The organism is Methanomassiliicoccaceae archaeon DOK (genome assembly GCA_009911715.1).
In the GTDB taxonomy this organism is placed as follows: domain Archaea; phylum Thermoplasmatota; class Thermoplasmata; order Methanomassiliicoccales; family Methanomethylophilaceae; genus Methanoprimaticola.
This window is the reverse complement of the sequence record CP047880.1, coordinates 373,976-389,118: the sequence shown is the minus strand read 5'-3', so window position 1 is coordinate 389,118 and position 15,143 is coordinate 373,976. Positions and strand designations below refer to the sequence as shown.

At 62.2% G+C, this 15,143-nt stretch carries 15 protein-coding genes and 1 tRNA gene; 12 read left to right on the top strand and 4 right to left on the bottom strand.

What is annotated here, in order from left to right; translation table 11 throughout:
• The first annotated feature begins 54 nt into the window (after positions 1-54).
• From JS82_02085 to JS82_02075, 3 genes are all read left to right on the top strand, one after another.
• On the top strand, positions 55-1,467 hold the full coding sequence (locus tag JS82_02085) for a DEAD/DEAH box helicase (protein QHK16980.1): 1,413 nt from the start codon (positions 55-57) through the stop codon (positions 1,465-1,467).
• Between the two features lie 319 nt (positions 1,468-1,786).
• Positions 1,787-2,008, top strand: a complete 222-nt coding sequence (locus JS82_02080) for a hypothetical protein (GenBank protein QHK16979.1) — start codon at positions 1,787-1,789, stop codon at positions 2,006-2,008.
• 179 nt (positions 2,009-2,187) lie between these two features.
• Entirely contained in the window at positions 2,188-2,397 is a 210-nt protein-coding gene (locus JS82_02075; protein ID QHK16978.1) for a hypothetical protein, read from the top strand.
• A gap of 126 nt (positions 2,398-2,523) precedes the next feature.
• On the opposite strand, the gene thrS is transcribed toward JS82_02075, so the two are convergent.
• Complete coding sequence (gene thrS / locus JS82_02070) at positions 2,524-4,281, bottom strand: threonine--tRNA ligase (GenBank protein ID QHK16977.1); 1,758 nt, start codon at positions 4,279-4,281, stop codon at positions 2,524-2,526.
• Positions 4,282-4,546: 265 nt separating this feature from the next.
• Here thrS and JS82_02065 point away from each other — a divergent pair.
• From JS82_02065 to JS82_02055, 3 genes are all read left to right on the top strand, one after another.
• Positions 4,547-4,620, top strand: a tRNA-His gene (locus JS82_02065).
• A 182-nt stretch (positions 4,621-4,802) separates the two neighbouring features.
• Complete coding sequence (locus JS82_02060) at positions 4,803-5,789, top strand: (Fe-S)-binding protein (protein ID QHK18360.1); 987 nt, start codon at positions 4,803-4,805, stop codon at positions 5,787-5,789.
• Positions 5,790-5,871: 82 nt separating this feature from the next.
• Positions 5,872-7,323: an RNA-splicing ligase RtcB gene (locus JS82_02055; GenBank protein ID QHK16976.1), complete on the top strand. Its 1,452-nt coding sequence runs from the start codon at positions 5,872-5,874 to the stop codon at positions 7,321-7,323.
• 1 nt (position 7,324) lies between these two features.
• Here the strand turns inward: JS82_02055 and JS82_02050 are convergent, their stop codons facing one another.
• Both JS82_02050 and JS82_02045 read right to left on the bottom strand, forming a co-directional pair.
• On the bottom strand, positions 7,325-8,632 hold the full coding sequence (locus JS82_02050; GenBank protein ID QHK16975.1) for an HD domain-containing protein: 1,308 nt from the start codon (positions 8,630-8,632) through the stop codon (positions 7,325-7,327).
• Positions 8,633-9,124 (bottom strand): RNA-binding protein, encoded by a 492-nt coding sequence (locus tag JS82_02045; GenBank protein QHK16974.1) that lies wholly within the window; start codon positions 9,122-9,124, stop codon positions 8,633-8,635.
• A gap of 87 nt (positions 9,125-9,211) precedes the next feature.
• Here JS82_02045 and JS82_02040 point away from each other — a divergent pair, with 87 nt between their 5' ends.
• Positions 9,212-10,117: a DUF368 domain-containing protein gene (locus tag JS82_02040; protein QHK16973.1), complete on the top strand. Its 906-nt coding sequence runs from the start codon at positions 9,212-9,214 to the stop codon at positions 10,115-10,117.
• Positions 10,118-10,350: 233 nt separating this feature from the next.
• Here JS82_02040 and JS82_02035 read toward each other — a convergent pair whose 3' ends face one another.
• The gene (locus JS82_02035) at positions 10,351-12,048 is read right to left on the bottom strand and encodes a queuine tRNA-ribosyltransferase containing PUA domain protein (GenBank protein ID QHK16972.1); all 1,698 of its coding nucleotides are present in this window, start codon (positions 12,046-12,048) and stop codon (positions 10,351-10,353) included.
• Positions 12,049-12,164: 116 nt separating this feature from the next.
• On the opposite strand from JS82_02035, the gene pyrB reads away from it, so the two are divergent.
• Genes pyrB through JS82_02010 form a run of 5 tightly spaced genes read left to right on the top strand, consistent with a single transcriptional unit; the run spans position 12,165 to position 15,133 of the window.
• Positions 12,165-13,100: an aspartate carbamoyltransferase gene (pyrB, locus tag JS82_02030; GenBank protein QHK16971.1), complete on the top strand. Its 936-nt coding sequence runs from the start codon at positions 12,165-12,167 to the stop codon at positions 13,098-13,100.
• Positions 13,093-13,569 (top strand): aspartate carbamoyltransferase regulatory subunit, encoded by a 477-nt coding sequence (locus JS82_02025; protein QHK16970.1) that lies wholly within the window; start codon positions 13,093-13,095, stop codon positions 13,567-13,569. The genes pyrB and JS82_02025 overlap by 8 nt, the downstream gene beginning before the upstream one ends.
• Before the next feature lie 5 nt (positions 13,570-13,574).
• On the top strand, positions 13,575-14,096 hold the full coding sequence (locus JS82_02020; GenBank protein ID QHK16969.1) for an AAA family ATPase: 522 nt from the start codon (positions 13,575-13,577) through the stop codon (positions 14,094-14,096).
• Positions 14,093-14,356 carry a hypothetical protein gene (locus tag JS82_02015; GenBank protein ID QHK16968.1) on the top strand — a complete coding sequence of 88 codons (264 nt, stop codon included), beginning with the start codon at positions 14,093-14,095 and terminating at the stop codon, positions 14,354-14,356. The genes JS82_02020 and JS82_02015 overlap by 4 nt, the downstream gene beginning before the upstream one ends.
• 54 nt (positions 14,357-14,410) lie before the next feature.
• Positions 14,411-15,133 (top strand): DUF92 domain-containing protein, encoded by a 723-nt coding sequence (locus JS82_02010; GenBank protein ID QHK16967.1) that lies wholly within the window; start codon positions 14,411-14,413, stop codon positions 15,131-15,133.
• Positions 15,134-15,143: the final 10 nt, after the last annotated feature.

Sequence of the window (15,143 nt, the reverse complement as noted above, 5' to 3'; positions counted from 1 at the left end):
AAAGGAAAGTCGTCTGGGTCCTGTCCCAGGCAGAGTTTCAGATCAGTGGTTTGCATGATCTCAAAATTCACAGACATCGGCATCCCGGAGGATGTCGCAAAGGCCATGGATGACATGGGATGGGAGGAGCCCACCCCGATTCAGATCAACTCCATCCCGCTCGGACTCAAGGGCGTCGACATGTTCGGCCAGGCCCAGACCGGTACCGGGAAGACCGGCGCGTACGGATCCATCATCCTCGGAACCATCGAGGCCGGGAGGAAGGTCCCGTCCGCAATCGTCCTCGTCCCCACGAGGGAGCTGGCCAACCAGGTCTCCGGGGAGCTCTCCAAGCTCTCGAAGTACTCCGGACACGTGTGCCTGCCCATCTACGGCGGAGCCAGCATCGAGGGACAGATCAAGAAGCTGCAGCAGGGCTGCGACATCGTCGCCGGCACCCCCGGGCGCGTCAGGGACATGATCAACAGAGGAGTCCTCAACCTCACAGAGGTCTCCACCATGGTCCTCGACGAGGCCGACAGGATGCTGGACATGGGATTCATCGAGGACATCGAGTACATCCTCAAAGCCATGCCCGAGAAGAGGCACACGATGCTGTTCTCCGCGACCATGCAGGAGAACGTGAAGCAGCTCGCGTTCGACTACATGCACAACCCCAAGGAGGTCTCCGTGTCCCAGGACGAGGTCGTCCTGGACCTGACCAAGCAGTACTACATCTCGGTCGGGAGGAGGAACAAGTCCTGGGCCCTGTGCAGGATCCTGGACATCGACAAGCCCAAGGCCATCATCTTCTGCCAGACGAAGAAGATGGTCGACGTCCTCGACGAGAGGCTCACCAACCTGGACTACAAGGTGGAGGCCATCCACGGCGACATGCCCCAGTCCAAGAGGGAGAAGGTCATGTCCGACTTCAGAGAGGACAAGACCGACATCCTCATCGCCACCGACGTCGCCGCCAGGGGACTGGACATCGACGACATCACGTACGTCATCAACTACGACATGCCCGACGACATCGACACCTACATCCACCGCATCGGAAGGACCGGCAGGGCCGGGAAGGAGGGCACGGCGGTGTCGTTCGTCACCTCCGAGGAGGAGCACCTCGTCAGGGAGTTCGAGATGCGCACCGGCATGGAGATCGAGAAGAGGGACGTCCCCGAGGCCGAGCCCGGCACCAAGGACACCATCAAGAGGGTCGTCGACTACGACCAGATCTCCGACGTCTTCGGCATGTGCAGGTTCGAGGTGAACCTGGGCAAGAAGGACGGGTTCGGAAAGGTCAGCCTGGCGGACTTCATCATCCGCAACGCCAGGATCAGGGACGTGTCCATTGGCAAGATCACCGTCGGACCGGAGTCGTCCGTCGTGGAGGTCCACAAGGACTTCGGCAACAGGATGACCATGGACCTGCCCAAGGCCAAGTACAAGAACAAGAAGATCCAGGTCAGGGTCATCCAGGACTGAGACCTGTCCAACGGGGGCGGCCCGTCCGCCCCTCCCTTCACCACTTCTGCATCCGATCCGCATCCGAATGCTTACCGTTTCCCGCTCAAATGATGGATTTCCCATCCAACCTTCATGCGACCGGTATTTGATTTGGAAGATTATGATAGCGTTATCCTCTTTATAATAACGATATTCTGTTCATTCGTCTGAATCCACCCTCTATATACTATACATATGTCTATGGTAGGCATTTAGAATATGATATTTATTCAGCCCATCCAACGATGTGTAACAAACATCAGATTCTTTTATATACTGGTACAATGTCGCATCACTCATGGCAACATATGATGTTCCCGGAGCGCAGGAAAAGATGCGCGAGCTCGTCGACAGATCCCTGATGGGAGAGAAAATCACCATCAGCACCGGCGCTGGAAACATCGTAATGATTTCCGAGGAGGACTGGGACTCCCTTGTCGAGGCGGTCAGCGTCCTGACCGTCCCCGCGGTCCTCGAGTCCTACAAGTCATCCCTCAAGAGCGCCACAGAGAGCGCCTGAGTACAGCCTCGCGAACGCAATGCCGGCTCTGAGCGGAGCCGGCGACCCATTCTCCAACGACCCCGTTGCCAGGGTCCCCGTCGCGTCCGATCCGGACGTACATAGTAGACGTTCCTCTACTGAATGCTATATATCGTACATCGGTTCGCTTCATATCCTCCATAGGCATCCCTACCATCATGGCGGAATTCGGAGTCGAAGAGGCTCGCATGAAACTGCAGGAGATCACCAACAGAACACTCATGGGCGAGAAGATCGTCATCTCCACCGAGAAGGGGAACGCCGTCATCGTCTGCGAGGAGGACTGGGACAGCCTCATCGAGGCTCTCAGCGCCATGGCCGCCCCCGCCATCGCCAACGCGGTCAGGCCCGGTGCCGCCAAGTGCTGATGCGGCGCAAACGGATAGGATACGTCCCGTCCATGGTCCGCGGAACCTCTGCCCGGGACCGACGTTCGGATTATCGTAAAATAAAAAGGAAGGCTCCGGCCCGTCCGGGCCGGAGATTCATGTTTTTCAGCTGCTCCTCTCCGCGGTCTCCTTCTGGACCTTGGCGATGAAGTCGTCGAGGGGCATGGAACCGAGGTCCTGTCCCTCCCTCGTCCTGACGGTGACGATGGTTCCGTCGTCGCTCTCCTTCTCACCAAGGACAAGCATGTACGGGACCTTCTGGAGCTGGGCCTCGCGGATCTTGTACCCGATCTTGTTGTCGCTGTTGTCGAGCTCCATCCTGATTCCGGAGGACTTCAGCTTCGCTGCGACCTGCGACGCGTAGTCGAAGGACTTCTCGGAAACGGACAGGACCCTCACCTGCACGGGCGCAAGCCAGACGGGGAACCTTCCCGCGTAGTGCTCCGTCAGGATCCCGATGAACCTCTCGATGGACCCGAATATGACCCTGTGCAGCATGATAGGCCTGTGCTTGTCGCCGTCGGAACCGGTGTACTCGAGCTCGAACCTCTGGGGCATCTGGAAGTCCAGCTGGATGGTTCCGCACTGCCAGGTCCTGCCGAGGCAGTCCTCGAGGTGGAAGTCGATCTTGGGTCCGTAGAAGGCCCCGTCACCCTCGTTCACGGCGTACTCGAGACCCATGGTGTTCAGAGCGTTGATGAGCGCGTTGGTGGCCATCTCCCACTCCTCGTCGGTTCCCATGCTGTCCTCCGGCCTGGTGGAGAGCTCGACGTGGTACTTGAAGCCGAATTTGGAGTAGACCTCGTCGATGAGCCTGACGACGCCCTCGATCTCCTGCTCGACCTGGTCTGGCCTCATGAAGATGTGCGCATCATCCTGGGTGAAGCACCTGACCCTGAACAGCCCGTGGAGCGTCCCGGACTTCTCGTGCCTGTGAACCAGTCCGAGCTCGCCCATCCTGATGGGGAGGTCCCTGTACGACCTGGGCTCGGTCTTGTACACCAGCATGCCTCCGGGGCAGTTCATCGGCTTGACGCAGTAGATCTCGTCGTCGATGGTGGTGGTGTACATGTTGTCCTTGTAGTGGTCCCAGTGCCCGGAACGGAGCCAGAGGGCCTGGTTGAGGATCATGGGGGTGGAGATCTCGTAGTAGTTCTCCCTGGTGTGGAGCTCCCTCCAGTATTCGATCAGGGTGTTCTTCAGGACCATCCCCTTGGGCAGGAAGAACGGGAATCCGGGGCCCTCCTCCATGATGGCGAAGAGTCCGAGCTCCTTTCCGAGCTTGCGGTGGTCCCTCTTCTTGGCCTCCTCCAGCATGTTGAGATAGGCCTCGAGCTTCTCCTTGCTCTCGAACGCGGTGCCGTATATCCTGGAGAGCATCTTGTTGTGCTCGTCCCCCCTCCAGTAGGCTCCTGCGAGGGAGAGGAGCTTGAACGCCTTCACGGCCTTGGTGTACATGGCGTGGGGTCCCGCGCAGAGGTCCACGAACTCGCCCTGCTTGTAGAAGCTGATAGGAGCGTCCTCGGGGAGGTCCTCCACGAGCTGGACCTTGTAGTCCTCGCCTTTGGACCTGAGGTACTCGATGGCATCGGCCCTGGGAAGGGTGTAGGTCTCCAGCTTCAGGTTCTCCTTGATGATCTTCTTCATCTCGGCCTCGATCTTCTCGAGGTCCTCGGGGGTGAACCCTCCCTCCTTGTCGAAGTCGTAGTAGAAGCCGTCGTCGATGGCGGGGCCGATGGCCAGCTTGGTGCCGGGCCAGAGCCTCTGGACCGCCTGCGCCATAACGTGGGAGGCGGTGTGCCTGATGACAGGGAGCTCGTCATCCGTCTCGCGCACCGATCCGTCAGCATAGAGTGCCTTCATTGTAATCATCTCGTGTACGGCCCGCGGTCGCGGATGCGTCCCGGGCCTGATGTTCTCCCGTGTATGCCTCCGCCTTCTTATATTTGGCGCGCGCGGGGACCGGGAGACGGGCCGCCGTCGGCCCGTGCGCCTGGGGAAACCAGACCCCGATGCACGGCACCGTACGGCGCCCGGGACCCGATGCCCGTATGTGCGCGGCCGGAGGGAGTGCTGGGACGAAGCGAACCTTTATCTAAGGGAAGCTGATAAGCGGTTCTGCTTCATGGCCGGGATAGGGTAGCTTGGTTATCCTAGGGGACTGTGGATCCCTTGACTCGGGTTCAAATCTCGGTCCCGGCCCTCACTTTTCGAACCCTCGGTTACCTTCGCCCCGGTTGCTGATGATGTCCCTGTTGACTGCATCGACACACGGTCGCATGCAGCCCGGTGGCGTACACGATGCGATCTTCCGAGGATCTTATGTCGGGGACCGTCTCGGACTTCCGCACAATTAAAACGGCGGGACCCCCGTCACGGAACGCATGACTCTCATCCGCGACAACCTGGACCGTTTCCGCTCGCTCTGCGTCGGATGCGGCGCCTGCACCGAAGCCTGCCCGTCCCACCGCCACGGTGGATGCGACCCGCAGGCCGTCATGGAGGGGGACCTGAAGAAGGTCTTCGGTTGCGTCGGATGCGGTTTCTGCTCCAGGGCCTGCGAGCAGGGGTGCGAGCCCAAGCTCGTGATGCTCGCGGCTTACAGCCTGCTCCTGAACGTCCCGGTCAGCCAGGCGTTCCTGGACACGGGACTGTCCAGATATGTTACCGAGGGGGCCCCGGGGACGGATCTGGAGCCCGTGTGGACGGGTGACGACGTCTACGTTATGCCCGGATGCGTCGCGAAGTGCGAGGTCCCCTACGTGGAGTACGCCGCATCGGCGGCCATGGAGGGCATGGGGGTCAGAGCCTCCGAGCTCCCGGACTTCAAGTGCTGCATGTACCCGATACAGTTCGGGACCATGGACGACGAGGAGAGGAAGGGATACCTCATAGGGATGGGCGAGACCGCCGGCGGAAGGGAGCTTGTGACGCTCTGCGGAGGATGCGACGAGGCCTTCGGGATGGTGGGCGTCGAATCCGAGCATCTGATCGCGTTCCTCCACCGGAGACTGTCGGCCCTGCCCAAGGTGCCCGTACCCCTGAGGGTCTCGGTGGAGCCCGGCTGCGCCGCGATCGGCCTGTCGGAGGACATGCTGGACGTCGTCCGCGCCATGGGATGCATCCCCGTGGGGAACGAACCGGGATGCTGCGGCAAGGGGAACAGGAACGTGGGCGCACCCCTGATGGCGGAGAGGCAGGAGGCCGCGAAGGACGCAGACGTCATCGTTGTGGGATGCCCCATGTGCCAGAAGCAGTACGACTCGATTCCTGGTGGGAAGCCGTCGATGCACATCGCAGAGCTCGTGGCATGGGCCTGCGGCGATTCCGAATCTCTGAGGAGGCACACCATCCCCGTCCCCGGGATCTGACCGGGACGGGTCGGGGAAACTCCCCCGCGGAAAGGATATTATTAAAAAGTCACCGTCATCACACGGGGAAGAGGTCGCACAGATGACATGGCAGGGAAAGCTCAACAGGATCGACGACAACAGATGGGAGATCCCCATGGACGAGTCCGCGGGTATGAGGACCAACGCTGTGATCTACGCCAGCGAGGAGATGATCTCCTCGATCCGCGCGGACAACGCGCCGCAGCAGGCGGCGAACGTCGCGTGCCTCCCCGGGATCGTCGGGAGCTCCATGGCCATGCCGGACATCCACTGGGGATACGGCTTCCCCATAGGCGGCGTCGCCGCCGTCGACGAGTTCTCCGGCTCAATCTCCCCCGGAGGGATCGGGTTCGACATCAACTGCGGGGTGCGTCTCATCAAGACCGACCTCACACTGGAGGACCTCGGCGGGAGGAAGGACGAGCTCGTGGACGAGCTGTACAGGAACGTCCCGTCCGGCCTCGGATCCAAGGGGCTCACCAAGGTCGGGTACAAGGAGCTCGACGAGATCCTCGCCAACGGCTCCGAATGGGCCGTGGAGAACGGCTACGGATGGGAGAGCGACCTGGACGTCACCGAGGAGCACGGGCACATGCTTGACGCGGATATCACCAAGGTCAGCGACAAGGCCCGCAAGAGGGGGCTCCCCCAGCTCGGGTCCCTGGGATCCGGCAACCACTTCCTGGAGCTCGACCTGGTCGAGAACGTGTTCGACGAGAGGACCGCCAAGGTGTACGGCCTGAAGGAGGGGACCCTGACCGTGACCGTCCACTGCGGGTCACGCGGATGCGGCCACCAGATAGCCACCGACTACCTTCAGGAGATGGAGCGCTACATCAAGCAGAACTCGGTCAGCCTGCCCGACAGGCAGCTAGCCTGCGCGCCCCTCGACTCGAGGCTCGGGGACGACTACTACAGGGCCATGTGCTGCGGCGCGAACTACGCCTGGGCCAACAGGCAGATGATCACCCACTGGGTGAGGGAGTCCTTCGAGAAGATCCTCGGCGACTCCGCCGAGAGCATGGGCATGGACGTCGTCTACGACGTCGCGCACAACATCGCCAAGAAGGAGAGGCACGACATCGACCGCCACCACGCGGACGTCCTCGTCCACAGGAAGGGCGCAACACGCGCGTTCGCCCCAGGCAGGTCCGAGATCACAATGAAGTACCGCGACGTCGGGCAGCCCGTCATCATCCCCGGCGACATGAGCGTCGGCACCTACGTGCTGGCCGGAAGGAGGGGCTCGATGGAGCAGACGTTCGGCTCCTCCTGCCACGGAGCGGGGAGGAAGCTGTCCAGGAAGGCCGCGATCAGCAGCCTGACCGTCGACGGCGTCATGAAGGAGATGTCCGACAAGGGCGTCTACCTGAGGAACGGCTCCCTCGAGGGTGTCCTGGAGGAGGCCCCCGAAGCCTACAAGGACGTCGACGAGGTCATCAAGGTCGTCTGCGACGCGGGACTTACCGCCAAGGTCGCCAAGCTGACGCCCATCGGCGTCATAAAGGGGTGACTCAGAAACCGAGGACCTTGGATGCGGCCCTGCGGACCGCGTCCCTGTCCTCCTTCGGTGCCGAGATCAGCACCGCCCATCCGTACGGGTCCCTAGCCTGGAGGGACCTGGCTATCGGCGAGAACTTCGCCAGGGACTTTATCCTGCCGCCGTCGTCCGCGATGGCCACGTCGGTCTTGCCGATCTTCATCCTGCCCTGGAGGTTCGACCTGGAGGTCACCTCCGCGCCGACCGTGAACACGTCGACTCCCGCGGTGTCCGCCACCTCCTGCTCCAGTCTCCTCGCGCCCTCGCGCCCGGTGTACTCTAGCAGGACCTCTGCCTTCTCCTCGGTCATGTCGTCGCTGTAGACGGCGAACGCCTTCTTGTCCAGCATCCTGGCCTTTATCCTGCGCATGCTGCGGGCCGGCTTCCCTCCCGACGTCTCGACCATGGCCATCAGGTCCGCGTCCCCCTTCAGGTACATGTCGGACAGGTCCAGACCGGAGTTCTCCACCGCCTTGGTCAGCATCCTCTGGGCTATGCGGACGGTCTCGTGGAAGTACACTGTGGTGTACATCAGGGAACGGGAGACCATCAGCCCCTCCGCGGCGGTGATGCCTCCCCTGCGCAGGACGATGCGGTCGTTCTGGACCATCATCGTCTTGATAAGCCTCTCGGAGTCTATGCTCCCGTGGGAGACCCCCGTGTGATGGGCGTCCCTCATCAGGTAGTCCATCTGGTCGGCGTCCACCGGGCCGTGTATGATCTGGTGGGCGTAGTCCTTGGACGGGAAGTACTCGTGCTTGTTCCAGAAGCGGTCCAGGGCCTCCTCGCCGGTGGACTCCGGGTACGCGATGATGCCGCAAACGGCCTCTGCGGATATCCCCTCGGCCTCGATCGTCTCGGCGATGGTCGGACGTCCCCCCAGGATGTCGTCGTACTCGGGGAGGTGGTCGGGGATGTCGCCCATTATCAAAGCCCTGGCGAGCTCCATGTGGTCCAGACCCGTGGCCTCCTCCATTATGGGCTCTAGGGCGTGGGAGAACGGCGGGTGGCAGATGTCGTGCAGCATGCCCGCCATGCGGACGGCGTCCGAGTCCTCGCGGCCGAGGCCTATGGCGTCGGCCATCCTGCCCGCGAGGTGGTATGTCCCGAGGCAGTGCTCGAACCTCGTGTGGTTCGCCGCCGGGAACACCAGGTTGCCGAGGCCCAGCTGCCTGACAGACCTGAGCCTCTGCATCTCGTGGCGGTCCATGACGTCCAGGAAGACGCCGTCCACCTCGATGCTCCCATGGACGGGGTCCTGGACGACCTTGGACCTCTGCATTCACTCACCGGTCTTCCAGAGCTTGTCGCCCACGAAGTGGATCGTCTTGATGGCCTTGCCCGGCTCCTTGGAGGCGAGGGCCTCGCCCGAGCGCAGGGCGACCCCGACGGCCAGAGGCGCGCCGTTCCTGGCGTCCCTGATCCAGACCATGTCGCCCTCCGCGATGTCAGGGTCGGCGGCGGTGATGCCGGGGCCCATGACGTCGGCGCCGTTGGTGACGTAGGGCACAGCGCCCATGTCGACCGTCACCGCCCTCCTGTCGGGCCTGTACTTCAGTATGCCCCTGATGGTCAGGAAAGGCTTGCCTTCGTAGACCAGCCCGAGGATGTCGCTCTTGACGAAGATGAGGTTGTAATCGGTGCTCTCGGCCATGTCGACCCCGTCCTCCTCGGAGAAAACCGGGACGCCCATGACGTCCTCGATCTCCTTGGCGAGGGCCTTGACCTCCTTGCTCCTCATCCTCTTCCTCTTGCGTATCATTATGTCTGCCATGCTGGACGTGGATGGCGGTACGCCGATAATGAGTTTTCGGGACGTCCGTTCATCTTCGTTATATAGGTGTAGCCGATGGGACATCCCATGGTCGGCAGAGGCTTGAAGGACCTCCTGGTCGGGACCCTGATCGGGATAATGTCCATGATGCCGGGGGCGAGCGGCGGGATCATCGCCGTCATCTTCGGGGTGTACGAGAGGCTCATAGCCGACATTGCCGACATAAGGGGGAAGCTCCTCAGGGACCTCCGCTTCATCGTGCCCCTCGGCATCGGTGTCGTCATCGGGCTCCTGGTGTGCGCGGTGGGCATAGACGCGCTGCTGCAGAACTGGGAGATCCCCATGATGTTCTTCTTCGCGGCCCTGATCCTGTACCAGATCCCCGACATCCGCGGTCTGGCCAACGGAGACGGCGATGAGAAGCCCACGGCCTGGAACGCCGTCGCATGCGTCGTCGGGTTCCTGGTGATGATCGCGTTCCTGTTCGTCGGCTCCTCCGACTCCGACGTGTCGCTCATCGACCTCGACATGGTCGACATGGCTCTGCTCTTCGTGGTCGGGGTCGTCATCGCGCTGTCCAAGATCGTGCCCGGCCTCAGCGGAGCGGCGATCCTCCTCGCGATAGGACTCTACACGCCCCTGATGGACCTGGTCGGCGGCATGGACATGTCCGTCATCGCCGACAGGGCGGTCGCCATCGTCCCGATAGGCCTCGGGATCGTCGTGGGGGCCATAGGTCTCGCCAAGGTCGTGGACCATTTCATGAGGAACAACCGCAGGTCCACCTACTACTGCATCCTGGGGATGACCGCGGGATCCGTCGTGACCGTCACGGTTCAGGCCCTCCAGGGTCTGGACGGGACGACGATGGTCGCCGCCAGTCTGGTCGGCATCGTCATCGGCCTGGCCTTCGGCCATGTTCTCAGGAAGGTCTCCGCAAGGTACGCCGACGAGACGATCTCGTCTGAGCCTGGATCCGCAGAGAACCGATGAGAAGAATCCGAGGCGATCGGAGCGGATAGGATGGATGGATGTGGAAAAAACATCCGACCGCCTCAACGCAGACAAGAGCAGCGGGTGATGCACACTTTTTGCCTGCAATACTACTATTTCGCCGAGCGTATTTAAATCGAATCAGGGGAGGTCACCGAATAAGGTACCCCCTGATTCGGATGTCTGGCTATGCTCCGAAAACCCCCGAATAACATCCGGCTAGTCCGGACGTCTCAGGACTTGATCTTGTGACGGACCTTCACCGCGATGCCCCTCTTGAGGTCGGTCATCTCGCGTCCGCACATCATCGCGACACCCACTCCGCGGACCTGCCCGTCGCAGACGATGATCGCCTCGTCACCGATGCGTATGCGAGGATCCGCGCGGATCACGCCGACAGCGAACAGGTTGCCCTTCAGCTCGAAGTCCATGATCTCTACGGTTGCGTATCCGACCCCTGCGAGGATCTCCGCACCCTCCAGGGTGAGTGAGACCATGCCCCTCTCGGGCGTCATCATTCCGAGCTGGGTCTTCTTCTTCCTGTCCTCGGGGTCCTCCCTTATGAACTTCCAATAGGGGAACTTGCCGATGGCGTAGGTGTTCTCGTCCATGAGGAGGTCCGCGATGTCCCTGCCGAACTGGAACTCCAGCAGCCCGCGGGCCAGGTTGTTCCTGTCCACGAGGTAGTCCACGGGCTCCATCCCCTTTGCGGCGGCCCTCAGGGCCTTGTCGAGGTTCTCCAGGGACTTCGGAGACGTCGGGTCCCCGACCACCGTGCATTCCATCTCGGCCAGCCCCTCGACGAGCTCGTAGTCGTCCCCGAGGTGGCATATGACCTTGTCGTACCCCTGCTGGATGAGGGAGCCCACCATCTCGCGGATCATCGCCCTCTCCTCGCACTTCCACTCCCCCGTCACGGGGATGTCGTAGGAGTTGGCGGGGTAGCAGGCGTCGAGCTCCCTGGGGACCATGCCCAGCGGGGAGGTGACGATGACCTCGTGGACCAGGGTGTCGTGCTGGGCGGTGTGGATCGCCGATGCGAACGCCCTGTGGGTCTTGGAGATGTGGTACGGCTTCTTGGCCGAGCACGGGAGCAGCAGCAGTATCCTCTTGTGCTCCGGCTTGCGGTAGTCCCTCATGCGGTCCCTGTACCTCTTCAGGTCCGGGCGCCTGAGCGCCTGGGTAGAGTTGCAGCTGAACCTGCATCCCACGGTGGAGCACGTCTCCTCGGCGTATCCGTAGGCGTTCTGGTCGTACAGCCTGAGCAGGGCGACGTTGGAAGGCGACGAGAACGAGCGCTGGTCCGCCAGCTCCCTGAGCCTGTCCGCCCTGATGAACATCCTGACCTTGGCGAGCTCCGCCTCCATGTAGTCGACGTTGGCCCCGGCGACGTCCCCGTCCCCCATGGCCACCTCGGCCTCCGGCATCAGCAGCACGCGCTCCAGCCCTGCCGCCCTGGGGAGCGAGTCGTCGAACAGGTCCACCCCCATGTAGGACAGCATCGCCACTGTGGACGGCTCGCCGATGCCGAGCATGCAGAGCAGCCTGCCGAACCCGGCGGCCTCCCTGAGCCTGACCACGACGTCCACGATGCGGCGGGGGTCCTTCCTGAGCTCGTAGGCGTTCGGGACGACGACCACCTCCGCGGAATCGTCGATGGCCAGGTCCTCCGGCAGGGGCAGCCTCACGACCTGGACCCCGTCCTTGACCACGGACGGGGACCCCATGCCCGAAGACGCCGTCGTCAGCAGTCCGCTCTCCAGCGGGACCTCCGCACCGAACAGCCTCAGCACCCTCCCGCCCTCTCCGGCGGCGATGCACACGGGGCCCTCCGGCTCCGACCTGATCATTGCGGGCGTCTCGAGGACGTTCCCGTCCCTAGAATATTCGCAGACCCTTCCCCTCTGGGACCTGGCGACGATGTCCAACATGAGACCACTCACCTACCGCCGACTGATAAGGGTTGCGATTGGCCGGCCCGGTACGAGGGCGGCGCCAGACACCCCGTGGACAAACGGTTATTACCGCCGAGATGGATAACCTCCCCATGGACCTATACGACAAGGACGTTGTATCCATCAGAGACCTCACGAAGGACCAGATCGAAAGCATCCTGGACCTCTCAGAGAAGATGGTGCCGTACGCCATGGGCGAGAAGACCAAACGCGCCCTGGACGGGAAGATTCTCGGCAACCTCTTCTTCGAACCCTCAACACGCACCAAGCTCTCGTTCGAGAGCGCCGCATACAGGCTCGGATGCGACGTCATCGACGTGTCGGAGATGTCCATGACATCCATCTCCAAGGGGGAGACCCTGGCGGACACGATCAGGATGGTCGACGCATACTGCGACCTGATCGTCCTGAGGCACCCCTACGAGGGAGCGGCCAGGCTCGCGGCCAACTGCTCCATAAACCCCGTCATCAACGCCGGGGACGGAGCCGGATCCCACCCCACGCAGACTCTGCTGGACCTCTTCACCATGAGGGAGGCCAAGGGCACCCTCGAGGGTCTCAACATCGTGCTGGTCGGGGACCTGAAGTACGGAAGGACCGTCCACTCCCTGGCCGACGCGCTCACGATGTTCGGCGCGAAGCTGACCCTCGTGGCCCCCGAGAGCCTCCAGATGCCCGAGGACACCATCGCCCACCTGGAGGAGAAGGGATGCCACCCCACCAAGACGGCGGACCTGAACGACGTCATCGACCAGGCCGACGTCCTCTACGTGACAAGGATCCAGAGGGAGAGGTTCCCGGACCCGACCGAGTACAACAAGGTCGCCGGCACGTACAGGATCGACAACGCCATCCTCAGGGAGGCCAAGAGCGACCTGATCGTCATGCATCCCCTGCCGAGGGTGGACGAGATCGCCCAGGAGGTCGACTCGACGCCGCACGCCAGGTACTTCAGGCAGGCGTTCAACGGGGTGCCGGTCAGGATGGCCCTCCTCTGCGAGATCCTCGGAGGTGATATCGATGCCTGAGGGAACTATCAAGGAGGTCAAGCTGGCCCCCATCAGGAACGGGACAGTGATCGACCACATCACATGCGGACAGGCGCTGAACGTCATGAAGATCCTGGGCGTGAACGAGAGCAACATAGACTCGTCCATCAGCATCGGGATGCACGTCATCTCGGCGAAGACCACCGAGTGGAAGGACATCATCAAGATCGAGGACAGGGAGCTGGACTCCAAGACGGTCGACAAGATCGCCCTCATCGCCCCTGACGCGACGATCTCCATCATCCGCGACTTCTACGTTGCGGAGAAGTTCACCGTCAGGCTCGAGGACCACGTCGTGGGCCTCGCGAGGTGCAGCAACCCCAACTGCATCACCAACCGCGGCGAGCCCGTCAGCCCCGAGTTCAACGTCATCAGCAGGCACCCCCCGCAGCTGAGGTGCTGCTACTGCGACAGGATACTGATGAACATCTCCGACAACCTGCTGTGATCTGAATGAGGATCCTGTTGATCGCCGGGATGCCCGGCGCCGGGAAGGAGGAGCTCCTTGGGGTCGCCCGGTCGATGGGCGTCCCCTTCCTCAGGATGGGCGACATCGTGAGGGAGTACCACGCCTCGTCCGGGACGGACCTGACGGTGGGCGCGTTCGCGAGCGCCCAGCGCGAGGAGCTCGGCAAGGATATATGGGCCAAACGCGCCCTCGAGCGCATGGACGGGGAGGTCTTCCTGGTCGACGGATGCAGGAGCATGGACGAGGTCCGCTCCTACCGCGGCCTGAGCGACGACGTCCGCATAGTCGGGATATACGCCCCGCCGTCCGCCCGCTACGAGCGCCTCGTCAGGAGGGGACGCGACGACGCCCCGCGCAGCCCGGAGGAGTTCGAGGCCCGCGACCGCAGGGAGATGGGCTGGGGACTGGCCGACGTCCTCGCATTGGCCGACGTGATGATACTGAACGATTCGGACCTCGAGTCGTTCAAGGTCCGCACCGCCATAACGCTGGAGGCGTTGCTGTGAGGTTCACCACCGCCCGCCTCTGCGGCGGGAAGGCACTCATGGCCGTGTCATCCGACGAGATGGACATAGACCTCGAGAAGGCCGCGGAGAAGTTCAGGTCCGAGGGATGCGAGATCTCCCAGCAGGACGAGATGATGATCGTGTTCCAGTGGAACGGGATGGAGACCACCCTGTACAAGCAGGGCAAGGTCATGTTCTTCCCGCTGGAAGACAAGCACCTCTGCATAAAGTACGCGACCGAGATGCTGGAGTCCCTGTGACCCCGTGCATCCGGACGTGTCACCTTTTTTTACTACTGGCACATTACGGTGCCCATGGAGTTCTCCTACCTCACAGTGGCAGCGATTGTGCTGTCCGTTGCCCTGTCTGTGGAGGCGTACAAGCTCCAGTGCCTCACAAAGGGCGGAGCCGTGGCATCGTTCGCGGTCGGAGCCTTCGTCGGCGTGTTCGCGTCGATAAACGCCTTCTTCCTTCTCACAATCTTCACCATCGCCGGATTCGTCGCCACGATGAAGGACTTCAACAAGAAGGAAGAATCGGGACTCCAAGAGGGACAGAAAGGGGAGCGCACCTGGAAGAACGTCCTGGGTGTCGGACTTCCGCCGTGCATCGCCGTGGCGCTGAATGCCGTGGGCGTCCTGGATCCGACGGCGTTCGCGGTCATGTTCGTCTCCACCATAACGGTCGCGGGTGCCGACACGATCGCCAGCGAGATAGGGGTCCGCGACAAGAACGTCTACATGATCACGAACTTCCAGAAGGTGGAGCCCGGGATCAACGGAGGCGTCTCGAAGACCGGAACGGCGGTTTCGACCGTGGCGGCCCTGCTCATAGCGATTCTGGGATGGTTCGTCCTCACCGAGTCCGTGGACTGGCTTCTGCTGATTCCGTTCGTGATGGGCGTGTTCGGGAACATCCTCGACAGTGTCTTTGGAGCCGTCTTCGAGAACAAGGGACGCATGTCCAAGTACACCAACAACTGCTCGACCGCGCTGATAGGTGCGATCCTCGGTGTCGCGATCTACATGCTCATCTGAGATCGTGGTA